The organism is Paenibacillus barcinonensis (assembly GCF_003217495.1).
Taxonomy (GTDB): Bacteria; Bacillota; Bacilli; order Paenibacillales; family Paenibacillaceae; genus Paenibacillus; species Paenibacillus barcinonensis.
The window spans coordinates 1-13,997 of record NZ_QJSW01000031.1 but is presented as its reverse complement, the minus strand read 5'-3'; the positions used below and the strand labels follow the sequence as shown (position 1 = coordinate 13,997).

At 49.8% G+C, this 13,997-nt stretch carries 9 protein-coding genes; 2 read left to right on the top strand and 7 right to left on the bottom strand.

Annotation, left to right across the window (positions count from 1 at the left end):
• Nucleotides 1–69: 69 nt before the first annotated feature.
• The 5 genes from DFQ00_RS26410 to DFQ00_RS26390 all read right to left on the bottom strand — a co-directional run bounded on the left by DFQ00_RS26410 (nt 70) and on the right by DFQ00_RS26390 (nt 6,076).
• Nucleotides 70–2,019, bottom strand: a complete 1,950-nt coding sequence (locus tag DFQ00_RS26410) for a glycosyl hydrolase (protein WP_110899412.1) — start codon at nt 2,017–2,019, stop codon at nt 70–72.
• Nucleotides 2,012–4,252 carry a heparinase II/III domain-containing protein gene (locus tag DFQ00_RS26405; protein WP_110899411.1) on the bottom strand — a complete coding sequence of 747 codons (2,241 nt, stop codon included), beginning with the start codon at nt 4,250–4,252 and terminating at the stop codon, nt 2,012–2,014. Before DFQ00_RS26405 ends, DFQ00_RS26410 begins: the two co-directional genes overlap by 8 nt.
• A gap of 68 nt (nt 4,253–4,320) precedes the next feature.
• Complete coding sequence (locus DFQ00_RS26400; RefSeq protein WP_110899448.1) at nt 4,321–4,977, bottom strand: SGNH/GDSL hydrolase family protein; 657 nt, start codon at nt 4,975–4,977, stop codon at nt 4,321–4,323.
• 104 nt (nt 4,978–5,081) lie between these two features.
• Nucleotides 5,082–5,411, bottom strand: coding sequence for an AzlD domain-containing protein (locus DFQ00_RS26395; RefSeq protein WP_110899410.1), 330 nt, complete (start codon nt 5,409–5,411; stop codon nt 5,082–5,084).
• Complete coding sequence (locus DFQ00_RS26390) at nt 5,402–6,076, bottom strand: AzlC family ABC transporter permease (RefSeq protein ID WP_110899447.1); 675 nt, start codon at nt 6,074–6,076, stop codon at nt 5,402–5,404. The genes DFQ00_RS26395 and DFQ00_RS26390 overlap by 10 nt, the downstream gene beginning before the upstream one ends.
• Nucleotides 6,077–6,310: 234 nt before the next feature.
• Here DFQ00_RS26390 and DFQ00_RS26385 point away from each other — a divergent pair, with 234 nt between their 5' ends.
• Nucleotides 6,311–8,311, top strand: coding sequence for a methyl-accepting chemotaxis protein (locus tag DFQ00_RS26385; protein ID WP_110899409.1), 2,001 nt, complete (start codon nt 6,311–6,313; stop codon nt 8,309–8,311).
• Nucleotides 8,312–8,510: 199 nt separating this feature from the next.
• On the opposite strand, the gene DFQ00_RS26380 is transcribed toward DFQ00_RS26385, so the two are convergent.
• Both DFQ00_RS26380 and DFQ00_RS26375 read right to left on the bottom strand, forming a co-directional pair.
• The gene (locus tag DFQ00_RS26380; RefSeq protein ID WP_110899408.1) at nt 8,511–9,773 is read right to left on the bottom strand and encodes a DUF2087 domain-containing protein; all 1,263 of its coding nucleotides are present in this window, start codon (nt 9,771–9,773) and stop codon (nt 8,511–8,513) included.
• A gap of 249 nt (nt 9,774–10,022) precedes the next feature.
• The gene (locus tag DFQ00_RS26375) at nt 10,023–11,996 is read right to left on the bottom strand and encodes a methyl-accepting chemotaxis protein (RefSeq protein WP_110899407.1); all 1,974 of its coding nucleotides are present in this window, start codon (nt 11,994–11,996) and stop codon (nt 10,023–10,025) included.
• Between the two features lie 256 nt (nt 11,997–12,252).
• Between DFQ00_RS26375 and DFQ00_RS26370 the strand changes: the two genes are divergently transcribed.
• Entirely contained in the window at nt 12,253–13,650 is a 1,398-nt protein-coding gene (locus DFQ00_RS26370; protein WP_110899406.1) for a serine hydrolase domain-containing protein, read from the top strand.
• Nucleotides 13,651–13,997 lie beyond the last annotated feature (347 nt).

Sequence of the window (13,997 nt, the reverse complement as noted above, 5' to 3'; positions counted from 1 at the left end):
CGCCATCAGCGACATGTCGCTTTTTTGTCCCTTTACCCGCACTCTGTATCTCAGTAAGTTCTTCACATGTTACACGCGTCCCAATTGAACAGTAATGGTCAGCTGCTGTGTACCGTGAACCTCCATCCGTGCCTGCTTCAGCAGGCCGTTGCGTGAGGCCACTGCTTGCGAATTGAGCTGTATTATCGCCCCTGCATCAAGTATTTTGGATTCAACGTATGCGCCGCGATACACGGTACGCACGCTTTGCCCGGTGTGAGTAATGACAGCTTGCTCCTGCCCATCGCTGAACATGAGCGGAATGAGTGCTCCGACCGCTTCTATCTCGCCTTCGAATTCATACGTCACGGTCAGTTGATCTGCTTGCTGCACATAGTGACCACGTACAGAGCTTATTCCGGGCAAAGGTCCCTTCCAGGTGAGATAAAAAGCATTCTCCTCCACGCCCCCACCCGTTGTCTTCACCGTTTCACCAGGCTTGTACTTCGCCTCGATCTCATCCATCTGATCCACCGCCTCATATACGACCGAACCGCCGCCGCTCGCCGGGTCTATTCCTGCATCACGGTCATATGCTCTACCAGACGGTATGCCTTCGGCTAAACTATGCCAGATCCCATCTGGTGTCATCCATGCTGGACAATAGCTCAGAGGCTGAACAATGCCCTCAGCAAACTCCGTAAACCCTGCCTGCACATGACTGGCTGCTGACGGACCAATTAATCCAGGTAAACCTGCCTGCTGTATTCGCACCAGACCTGGAATCGTATACGGATCATTCAGAGCGGTGTGCAATACGATCTGCTGACCTGGTACGGAAGCCAGCACAGTTTCAAACCAGCCATCCGTCTGTAGCACCCTGCTTCCAATCTCGGAAGGAAGATAGGATGGAATGATGTGTTCACCCGGATCACGCAGACAAGCATGGGCCAGTGCCGCCGCCGTCCATAGGTTATAACAGGTATGATTCGTATAAATTTCATAGCCGTGGCGCTGCTCTGGCGCATATTCATTGCGTACAATTTTCAGGCGCCCATCAGGCATAAGCCAGCGCTCCACCGCTTCAAAACAGCGGTTGGCCGCCCTGGAAAATGCCCCTGCCATGACCGAATCACCAGCTTCCATCGCCAGCGTAGCGTGCAGTGAGCAGACATACGCGGCTGCCGCCTCGTTCCATTGATGCTGAGAGCTGCGTCCTCGCGGCGGAATCTCTCCGAGCGGAGATAGCATGAGCAGTGAGCTGAATGCACCGTCACGCAGCCGTTCTCCCAAGGCATCTGCGACAGTACCCTCATATCCTGCATCGAGCATAACCCCCAGATGGTAGCGGGTAGCCATATCGTACGAAAAAGGGCTATTCGGCCGATCCAGCGGGCCATCCTGATACAACCCAAGCGCAGTAAACCGCGGCAAATGGTAGGCTTCCAGATAACGATCCATCCAAGCTGTATTTGCACTTGCAAGCTGTTCATGCCACCTTAAATATTCTCCAGAGATCATAATCGCATTCCAGTTAATCATACGGTTGGCATTGTTCATCTTGCTCATCGTAAACACATAATCTTCTTCGGGATCAATCGTCCTCAGCGCCTCAGCCCAGATGGCTGCCTGCTCAGGTCGATGAGACTTGAGCAGCATATACGCCCGCATCATCAGCACAGGAAAGAAATCCGGGTGATGGTCGGGCGCACTGCCTTTTACTACCGCATCAATGCTATGTGACAGAGCAGCCGCTGCGGAATCCAACAGTTCGAGATGCCCCGCATCGACCAGAACTGCCGCTGCCATGGCATAGGCAGGCGTGGAATAATACCTCTCTGCTCCCGAGTACGGATCAATAATAGCGCCATCATCATCCTGAGTCTTCTTGTAAGCGCACACAATATGTCCTATAAGGGCCAGCTTGCGTTCCCGATTCCATCCATCAGCTGGTGCAGGGCCCGCTTCAGCCGCCAACATACGATACTGCTCCAATTCTCTGTCCCACGGGTACGTTGCTGTAGCTGTATAGTTACTCATTTTCACTCACCTCGGATGATATCTTAAACGGCTCAATGACAAAATGCACCTGACAAACGATTTCCAGCGGAGCTACTCCAGCCATATCACCTGTAGCTGTATCTATTATTTTCGTAACATCTTCAGAGCCTTTGCCTGTATCCTTGCCTGCAATCTGCTCTTTCGCCGAAGCTTCTGATGCTCCTGTCCATACCAGTGACGTACGGTAAAATGTAGCCGGGTTGTGATCATGATCTATGGTGTGTACCGCTTCAGTATCGACATGCCACCGGGCTGCATCAAAGACCAGATATACGTTAGCTTGCATAGCGCGCCAGAGAAGCCGGCCCTTTTTTTCAAGAACAGGATTTATGCGGCTGATCCAACGCTCAATTACACGCGCAGGATGGGAGGAGGACTCCTCAACCGAAGGCTGTACAGCATCCGGCCGTGCACTCGCTTTCCATTGAAATGTGTCTGTTATCCGTAACACCGCCACCTCGATGTGCTCGTCCTGGCTCTGATTGATGCCGCTTCTGCCAGCATTGCAGGTAAACTCGCCAATTCCCGCGTAATCCCTTTCGATCCTCCAGCAAAATTCCCGTGTATAGCGCTGGAGCGATCCTGCCTCTGGATAAGCAAGTGTCAGGTCCAGAGCTGCCGCAAGCTCACTTCCATCGGGCTCAAGTCTGCACTCAAGTGTATGGGCTTCAGCCTGCCTGCCCGAGCTTTGCTCGCATCCGTCAATAAGCGGCACATTATGCCCGGCAGAGGAGATATGAAACAGCTGCTCACGTCCGGGGGCAAAGTATGCCTGAGTATACAGTCCTGCTCCGGGATCACATATGATATTTTCGCCGCCACAATGAATTATGAATTGTCCCAGATCATTATGATTGTGCGGTTCATCATTATGCCCGCCTTTGAACGAGCAGGCCGCTTGAACCCGCTTTTCTTCTACATGCCGTCTATACGCTTCATGCGATACCTCCGGTACACGAAGCACACTCTTGGCAACCATCCACCCCAGCTGATGTAAAATAACCCCTCCGTTCGACCGGTCACCGGCTCCTTGCTGCTCAGCTTCATACACTGCCGGATCACTCCACATCACGTTCCGCAGCAGATGAGCCCAGCGGCGGCAAGGATCGTCAGTCAGCCGGGGAATGCACAGCGGCAGATCAACTTGTAGCTGAAATTTTGCAGCCAGGAACGACAGGAGCCCCGCTGGAATCTCCTCGCGCTCCGCACTATCCGAATAATTGACAAATATGCCGTCCGACAGATGAATGCGAAGTGGAAACGCAGCGATGGCGGCCATCTTCGAGCCTGTCAGCAGATTCAACGCTCCATCGCTGTAGTCCTGTAACATCTCGGCATAATAGACATAATAACCGAAGCCGTAGACCCAGTACCCGATGCCCTCCGCACAGCCGCCATCCTCGCCATACCCGCTCAGGAAGGCCCTCATACAGCCGAGCGTCTGCCGAATGGATTCTCGCACCATCACCTCATCCTCAAGCAGCAGCATGGCGGCCATTCCGCAGCACCCTCCACAGACTGCTGACCAGTTGTGGTCTGCGGTCTGCCAGTGATACTTGCGTTTTTGTCTGTACAACGGAGTGAAGATTCTACACTCCGCCTCGGCACCGATCCGTTCAAGCACCAGCGGGTCCAGCTGTCTACCGTGAATAACCGCAATCTCTGCAAGCATATGAACGGTCTCTGCGGCAAAAAGATCAATATTGCCTTCCACCTGTCGTGCTTCACCATTTCCAAGATGCGCCGTAAGGCACCATGTATACTCATCACATACTGCCCATAACATGTCTTCAAGGGTATGCAGCACACGGGGTTCATCCGAAACGAGGGCAAGCATGGCCACAGCAGCCAATCTGCCGCGCCGATCAAAATACGCATCCTCATAAGCTTTGCGCTCTCCTGTCTGACCGAACTGCCGAAACAGTCCAAACGTCAGAGGGGGCAGCTTATCATTTAATGCCAGTGCTCCATATTGCTGCAGATCTACAACCAGCTCGGCCAGCTCAGGCTGACGCAGCCTTTCTCTGATTCGATTCGCCATCAAGTTCCGGTTATGCTGACTGTAATTTTGCTTCGGATGGCTCCTCTGCTGAAGACTCTCTTCATCCGGCCAGCCATTCACTTCAGCTTCATCCCCCGCACAGCTTGTATGGATATCCCCATATTCCTGTTCATTTCCGATTTCGTGATTGGAGCCTTGCACAGCATTCACCACGCTTCACTCTTGGAATGTAATACAGAACTCTAAGAAAATGTACTCCAGAACCTGCTTTTCTCCAATTACACAACAGCTAGTGGAGAATGCTGCACCACAGACAGCCACTGGCGTGCAATTAACTCGTGACCGGCTGCCGTTGGATGAACACCATCCCATAACCAGTAGGAGGCATCCGCCTGCTCCAAGACTTCATTAAACGATTGCTGCAGCGGAACAAAGACCGCTCCGAATTGCTTAGCCAGCTGTTGGACCTGCTGCTGATATTCGCTGATTCGTTCTTGCCAGGCCTCCCATTGATCCAGTGTTGCTCCCGTCCTGAGAATGAAGGGCTCCATCAGTACAAGCCCGGTATCTGGCATGACTTCCCGCGTTTCCTCCAGCAAGTGGCGATACGCCCGGGCGAAGCGATCTGTATACCCTCTGGCTTCACCATTCATTGAACGCCAGGCATCGTTAACTCCGATCAGAATGCTGATCAGGTCCGGCTTGAGACTGATAGCGTCTTCGTTCCAGCGTGCATACAGATCGGAAGCCCGATTTCCGCTAATTCCTCTGTTGTAAAAAGTTTTGTGCCTGTTTGCCAGATCCATTCCCAGCCTGCTTGAGATCAAATACGCATAGCCGTGGCCCAGAACATGATTCAGATCCTCATTGCGCGACCTACCTCCGTCTGTAATGGAATCACCTTGAAACAAAATCGTAGATGGACTAGACTGCATGCCGGCCATCGTTCCCTTCCTCTGTAAAATGGAATTTCCAAGTACTGCTGACTCCATCTTATCCCTTTCAGCCTCATTAGAAAATAGCGTTTTCATAGAAAATGTTATGCCAACCAGTAACGCAGAATCATCATGGAAACAATGCCAATCAGCACCGTTCCGAGCAGGCTTCGAGTCAAGATGGCAACGGCGAAGGTGGGCAGCGCTGCCCACAAAGCAGCATTGTCAGTGATGGGGACCAATCGGTTCCCGTCCATGAACAGCTCCTGACCAATTAAGGATGCCATAACCGCTACCGGCACATATTCGAGCCAGCGCAGCAGCCACACCGGAATCTGTATTTTACTAAACAGCATCAGCGGCAGTACCCGCGGAATAAACGTCAACAAGGCCGAGCCGATAATAATCCAGAATACATCCCATCTTACTTCCATCGTTCCATGAACACTCCCATCGTAGCTGCAACAACTGCTGCCAAAATAATACTCATGCTGCCAAGTGAGGCCATGCTTGCCAGGATAACAGAAATCACCGCAATGATCGCTACATTAATATGTATTTTTTTGCTTTTTCGGTGAACCAGCTGAAGCACAATCAGGCCGATAAACATGGCGGGCAGTGCATAATCCAAACCGAGCCTGTCCGGGTCCGTTATCCAGCGACCAAAATAAGCACCTGCCATATTGGCAGCAAACCAGTTCAAGTATGCCGTAATGTTCAATCCATGCATCCAGCGTTCGCTAAGCGTTGTTCTGCCAATCGCACGTGTCATGGCTACGCCGAAAGATTCATCTGTAAGCAGCGAGCCGATCCACATATTTTTAAGCGGTGTCAGATGCCTGAAATAAGGGGATACAGCTGCACTAAGCAGCAGATGACGAAGATTCACAAAAAAGATCGTGAAGATGATCGCTATCGCAGATCCATTCGAAGCCAGCATGCCGGCTGCAATAAACTGGGCCGAGCCTGCATATAGAACCAGACTTAACAGTGCCGTCTCCGCAAAACTCAACCCAGCAGTCATCTCGATAACCCCAGCTGCGAAGCCAATACTCAAATATCCGAGCAGTGTAGGGATACAGTCCCTTACTCCCTGCATAAATGTTGCTTCATCCTGATTTTCGACATGGTGCTCATGTCGAGGTGAAGTTAACGCATTTTGATTCAACTCCGGGGCAACTCCTCTCTAATTTCAATCAAGGCCAGCCGATATATATATCGTCGATACATGAATGACATTCAGGTTCCGAGAACCCGGTCTTGCATCGTATCGCATTAACATAGAAATATACCACATATTATGTAAGTTCGGGAGAGACAGGGGAGATTGGGTATGAAGAAAATGAAGCAGTCAAAAGGGACGCGAACGATGCAGATGAGAGAGAAGCTGGTGCTGTCTTTTGCCATCGTGCTGCTGATCCCGACCATAAGTTTGGGTATTATTTCATTCCAGACAGCGGATGCCAAGGTTGAGGAAAAAATGTTTGAAAATGCGAGCAGTAGTGTTAACGTGCTTAATCAGACCATTGACCAGATCATTGGTGCCACTCGCAAAAACGTCGATTTCCTGGCAAGTCAGCTTGATGCGGGCAATGTCGGACCTGTTCAGGGGGATGAAACCGAGACGATACGTACTTTGCTTGATGCGTACAAGGACACTCACTCTGATGTAGAGCTTGCCTCTGTCGGAACGGATAAAGGCGTATATATTAATTCCCCGGTAACCGCTGTGAACAAACCGGGATATGATCCGCGCGAACGCCCCTGGTTTCAGGCTGCCACACAGAACAAAGATAACCCCACTGTAATCACACCTTACATCTCTAGCAATACGGGCAACGTTGTCGCCTCGGTTGCTCAGACAACCAAAGATGGTCATGGTGTCGTTTCGGTCAGTCTATCCCTTGAAGCTCTTTCACAGACGGTAAATTCCACGAAGATCGGGAAAAGAGGATACATCTATATTATTGATAATGCAAATAAAATCATCGTACATCCAACTGAAAAGCCCGGTACAGAAGGCACAACGGAGCCATATAAACACATTTTCGAACAGAAAAACGGCGAGCTGCAATATACACTGAACGGCAAAAACGAGCATGCCTTCTTTGTCACCAATGAAGTAACAGGTTGGACCGTTGTCGGTGTGATTGATAATGATGAAGTGACGGAAACTGTACGTCCTATTCTGTACACTACACTTGTCGTTATCGCTGTGGCTATTGTGATCAGTTCAATCATTATTTTCTGGATTGTACAGTCGATTACCCGTCCGCTCAGACGACTTGTGGATGCCTCGAATGAGATCAGTGATGGCAATCTGACCATCGAAGTGCCTGTCAAAGGGCAGGATGAATTCGGCAAACTCAGTAACAGCTTTAACAAAATGAGCGAATCTCTGCGTACCGTTATTCAGGATGTGCGTCATACCGCAGACGAGCTGAGCACCTCTTCTGCACAGCTGGCCATCAATTCGTCCGAAACAACCAAAGCTACAGAGCAGGTCGCCCTGATCACAGAGCAGTCCGCAGCTGGAATTGAGAAACAAGCCAGCAGTCTGAAGCATACCGCCCAGCAGATGAATGAGCTTACTGGAGGAGTTGGCCAAGTTACGAACAGTACACAGCAAGTATCCGAGGCCGCTTTGCAGGCAAGTGAGCTTGCACAGCAAGGGAATGCCACGATCAAAACGGCTGTATCCGAGATGGACTCCATCCAGCATTTCGTTCAAGGTATCGCCGAAACGGCAACACGACTTGATCAGCATTCCAGCTCAATCGGAGAGATGGTATCTGTTATTACAGATATTGCAGCCCAAACCAACCTGCTCGCACTTAACGCTTCCATTGAAGCAGCCCGTGCAGGCGAGCACGGACGAGGCTTCGCCGTCGTTGCAAGCGAGGTCCGCAAGCTGGCCGAGCAATCCAGTCTATCCGGCCAGAAAATCGTGGGCATGGTCGCTTCCATCCAGCAGGAAATTTCCAGGGCCAATGAAAATGTGCATCTGGGGTTAAATGACGTTGATAGCGGCATTCGCGCAGTTCAATTTGCTGACGAAGCTTTTGTTCGCATCAGTGAAGCGGTTGGAATTGTTAATCAGCAGCTGGAGAACATCGCGGCAGCTTCAGAGCAGATGTCTGCCAGCACAGCAGAAGTAGTGCAGTCCATAGATCAGATTCATATCATATCGGAAACCAACGCAGACGGGACCGAAAACATCTCGGCCGCTACAGAAGAGCAAGTAGCATCCATGCAGGAGATATCCTCCTCTGCCGATTCACTTGCCCATCTGGCTCACAAGCTTCAGAAGCTTGTAGAACAATTCAAACTGTAGCTGACGCCCGATACCTATAGACAAGCCTCTCTAGGTGCATAAGTACAAGTACAACGTGCCTTTGCCGCAATGTCGGCAAAGGCACGTTTATATTGAGATGACTCTGTCAAGCAGGCTCCGTACCTTCGTATGCACGATTCTCCAGGTAAGCAATTCATCAAGCGGTCCTTCGGCGTTATTCCAGGCCATTCTTCATGATCTATTCAGCGGATGACTTGAGATCACCATGGTAGCCCCGCTCTCCATAAGGTTCAAGCTTCTCAAACCAGCTATTCAGACATTTGGCGAGCGCATCCTTCGGATCAGCGAAGGGATTATCCTCTTTTTTCAACACCTCCACCACCTCAATAACGAAGGCATCCTCCCCGTATTCATTCCATTCTGCCTGCAGCCGCCGGTTCAGATGGCTTCCCATCTGAAGCATAAACCGCTGCCCATTCACCGTTTTCAGATTAAGGGTGCTGTCGATATAGACTTTGCCATTACGTTCATTTCGGATCTGATACACTCCTGCTTCTGTTTTGACCTCTTTCGCCTGCTCCTGTAACTCCTTGCGCCGATTCATGTCCTTCTCCCCTTTACCTGCTTTCTTTGCTGAGCCCTGACGTTTCGCCTGCTGCTCTGTATTTCCGGCCTCTGCATCTTCATCTTTCGTTCGCTTCGCTGTTCTTTCGCCTTCATTCGGCTGCTCCGCAGCACTGCCCAGCCAATATTGACTGCCATCCGGTTCCCGCTCCAGCAATCCGTAATCCACCAGATACCTTCGAATCTCCACAGCATCATCATGAACGTGCTGCAAAAGTGCATTGACCTGCTTCTCTGTATAGGTGCACTGCGGTTTGAATCGTTTGGCTATTTCCGAGAGCACGATATACTTATGTTTTTGCTTCATATGGAACGTTGCCAAAGGGCCGTCTGTGCCCTCGGGGAAATAGTTACGCAGTACCCTTTCCCGCTCTGCTTCGGATATATCAAATGCCTGCTGAGCAATCGTATGCTCTTGTTTCATCACAGGGGACAGCCATGCTGCCGGGGCATGAAGATCCTTATTTTTAAGCAGCTCCATTAACGCCAGTAAAATCTTGGCCTGTCTCTCCTTTTCCTTCAGAACAAACCGATGATTCCGAATCGTAGACGCACTCCCGATGCCCAGCGCCTGCTGTACCTCTGCATCCTTTTTCCCTTCATAGAACTGAGCCAGCAGTCCACGCTGAACATCGGACAATCCTGTTACGCTTTTATCCAAAGCCAGCAAGTATTCAAATACCGACCCATGAGCCTTTTCAATATGAACACGCATATAACGTTCTGCTTGATACAGCACACCCTCGTCGGGATAAATTATTCCAGCCTCCGTCTCATACCCGCAGCAAACACAAGTATAGACCTCGCCTTCCTCCACATATCCACGTTTAATTTCTTCTAACGAAGCTGTCTGCAATCTGGAATCGGATGCTTTCATAACTCCCACCTCTTTTTATTTAAACGTTTGTTTATTTATAGATATAGTATTATTTTGTTTGTTTATTGTCAAACAAATTCATTTAAAATAAATTTTAACCATAGGCCCGCCCTTCAATGTAAAAAAATAAAAAGACTGCGGGTTCGAAGTTCGAAACCCGGCAGCCTCTAGATGCACGGCAGGACAGACTTTAGTCTGTCTTTTTATGATTTTACACATCTGAACGTTCATTTTATCCAGATTTAACCACTACAGCTTGAACCGCTCAATTACGCTTTGCAGATCCTCTGCCATACGTGACAAAGCCGCTGAAGAGGACGCAACCTCTTCCATTGTAGCAAGCTGCTCCTGAGCTGCCGCCGAGCCATCCTCGGTTCCCGCAGCGATTCGATTCGACAAAACCATCGTATCGTTTACAGCTTTATTCACATGCCCCATGCCTTGGTCAATCTGACGGGAAGCTGTTGCCGCCTCCTCTGCCTGTGTGGCTACCATCTGTACTGCATCACGAATTGTTCGGAAAGCTTCTCCTGCATCTGCAATCATCTGCGAGCTCTTCACCATACCTTCGCCTGTACGCTCAAAAGTAGCTTGCACTGCATGGGTTTTCTCATACATCTCCCGCATAAGCTCATTAATCCGCTCTGCCGAAGCACCCGAACTGTTCGCCAGCAATTTCACCTCGTTCGCCACCACGGCGAAGCCGCGTCCATGCTCCCCGGCTCTTGAAGCTTCAATGGAGGCATTCAGTGCCAGAATATTTGTCTGCTTGGCAATTGCTGTAATCTCGGCCACAATTTCAAGAATTTCATCATTTTTCGCACGAAGATCGTGGATGACAGCCTCCATCGCTTTGCTCTCATCGTTCACCTGCTGGATATGAGAGACAGCCTCCTGTACAGTTGCCATGCCTGTCTCTGATTTTGTGGAGGTCTCTACCGCTATGCGCTCGGTTTGTTCTGATTTTGCTGCGATTTCCTTGACTCCAAGGGACATCTCGCCTATCAGCTGCTCGGTAGCAGCCAAACTTTCATTCTGCAATGTCGTTCCTGCGGCCGCATCCTGCATCAACTCGGCTACCTGCTCGGTAGCTTTGGAGGTTTGCTCCGAGCTTGCCATCAACTCTTCCGAGGATGCCGCCAGCTGACTTGAAGTATCATGCACCTCGCCAAGCACATTACGCAGGGAGTTCGTCATCGTATCAAAGCTCTCGCCAAGCTGCCCGAATTCATCCTTGCGCTGCAAGCCTACCCGAACCGTCAAATCACCCGCACTTATCTGGGCTGCAGCTTGTGTGATCTGCTGCAACGGACGGTGAATGCTGCGGATAATGAAGATAAGCAGTATAATGCCTACAATCAGTGCTGCACCCACAATGGTGATTGCACGGATCATAATAGGTATGACCGCCTCGGTTACTTCGGAAGGAATCATCTCGCCAACGATTTTCCATCCAGTCACCGGATTGGTGTAGAACACAGCCTCTCTCAACTGACCATCATATGTGTACTTCACCGTTCCGCGATCCTTGGTATACATCTCTTTAATATAGCTTTGTTCTGCCTGTGTGCCCGATTCAATCTTGTAATGAAATAAAAATTTGCCGCTCTCATCCAGCAGATACACTTTTCCTGCCTTACCAATAGAGACACGATCCATAGCCTCTTGCAATTTGCTCAAGCTCACATGTGCACTAAAGGCCCCCCTGCCATCGGGCAGCTTGGCCGCTACGGAAACAACCCATTTTCCCGATGTCACCGACTTAAAGGCTTCCGAGATGATCGGCTCAGAACCTGCCATAGCCTCTTTATACCAAGGGCGGGTACGCGGATCAAAGGTCTCTTGCCCCGGATCAGGCGATTTCATCCAGCTTCCATCCTCGGCTCCAGCCGTAAGTATGCCAAGTTCGTCATGATGCTGCTTCATGCGATCCATCTGCTCCTGAATTGCAGGCGATTTGTTAATGATTCCCTCCGAGGCCATACCCGCTGCGAGCTGTGCAATATTTTTCTTCTCCATATCCAGCAGCTGCTCAATCTGCAAACTAAGCATTTCCGTTTTGGCCTGAGCGGAGCGAACAATCTCAAGTTTAACCTGATCCGCTGCCTTGAGATAAGCCAACCAGCCTACACTTAGACTGGGCACAATCAGAAACAACAACAAGGCTGCAATCAAGCGTTTTTTGACTGTCAAAGTAAACCATCGCTGGAATCTGTTTTTCATGTATAGTTATCCTCCAATGTAACATCTTCTTTACCTCTTTTTTATCGGACATTGCCTCTAAAAACATTACGTGTACATATTAAATTACATATGATTTACGAAGAAGCTGTTTCGCGGGATTCCTCTGTTTTGACCCCCTTGGAGAGATCGTTTACAATGCACATATGTTGGTTTTACATGAAACACTTGGAAGGAGAGGGTTTACATCTTACGCAAGTTACAAACACAACAGTCGTTATCCGGCATCTATTCATCCATGATTCGTGTATTGTGCGCACTTATGCTATGCGCTGTTCCTGTGCTCGTACAGGACGGAAGTAAGGCAGCCGCTGCACAGAGTACTCAAGCCGTCCACATTGAAGTAAATGGCGAACAGCAATATTGGAGAAATGCACCTCTTATCCTTAAAGGTACAACGTTCGTTCCTTTACGGGATGTCGTTCAATCGGTCAATGGCACTCTGAAGTGGGATTCACCTACTCAAACAGCAACAATCAGGGTCGGAAGAGACACACTCATACATCGGACTGGCAGCAAATCCATTCAAGTCAATCAGGTCTCTCTGGCTGCTCCAGTCCATTCACGTACCGTTAACGGTACGTTGATGGTCCCGGTACGCGCTATGGCGAATGCTCTCAAGGCAGATATCAAGGTCGAGCGGACAGCATCCGGCCAGATGAGCGTGAATATCGTTACGGATCAAGTCAGCCAGCTCCAGCCAGAGGTGATCCGTGTGGACACCTATCTGCGTGAGATCAACTATCCAGGGATGGCTCTCATTGCACGGAACGGGGAAATATTGCTCAAGCAGGGATATGGGCTTGCTGATGAACAAACGCTAAATCGCCCGGATCAGAAAACCCGTATCGCCTCTTTGAGCAAATCATTCACAGCGGCCTCCATATTAAGCTTGGCAGAAGCAGGAAAGCTGGATGTGCAGGACCCGATTTCCACCTATATTTCAGGCATTCCTGATGGTCATCGGATTACACTGCATATGCTGCTATCCCAAACCTCAGGGCTGCCATCTGCATTCGGGCGTGGTGAGCATGTTACGCTTGCGGAGACGGTTGAGGAAATTCGTCACAAAGCGTTGAAGTTCGAGCCCGGTAGTGCCTATCTATACAGCAACAGTGGATATGTTTTGCTAGCGTACGTTGTCGAACAGGTATCTGGCATGAGCTATGCTGATTATGTGCAGCAGACGCTTTTCAACCCGCTTGGTATGGATCACTCGGGCGAAGCCTCCCGCAAGGTGAATACGAACAACGGCTTTGTTCAGGAGGATAAAGCGTGGGTTACCGCGCCCTATTATGTATCCCAGTCAGGCTCGGGAACCATTTATTCTACTGTAGATGATCTGCTGAAATGGGATCGCGCACTATACACTGACGCGATTCTAAGTCAGGATACAATTCATACGATGTACCAGCCCTATTCCGATAAAAATTACGGCTACGCCTGGATTCTCAAGGAAAATGGCACCAAACGCACCGTCTTCCACAATGGAAGCGGCGGTGGATTCTCCACAGCGTTTTCACGGAATCTATCTGACGATGTCACCATTATTCTGCTCGGCAATCATGCAGGCATGGACATGACATCCCTTCTAAACGAAGTAGAGGCGCGTACCGCCAAGGCTTTGAATCTGTAACGATCTGATGCGGGACGTTCCATTTTTATTATGAGTGTAATAGTTAGGTTGAATGGTTGAGTTGGGTCTTTAACGATCTCAGATGAGCTTATTGGCGTGATATCAGGTATTCTGGAATTTTAACGATCACCAAAAACCTTATTTTGCTAAACATTTGAGATCAGCCTCCTTTTTCACAACAATTTCGGTAATAAGCTCCCCTGTGCTCGTTAGAAAATAAACGTATGCCATACAGACCAAATAGCGTTTCTGGAGATCGTTGCTATGAACGTTTTAGTCAAGCCCAACACAAAAATGATGCAATTTAGCCCGAAGCCCTAAGCGCGGGGGTCCATATGCGAGCGACG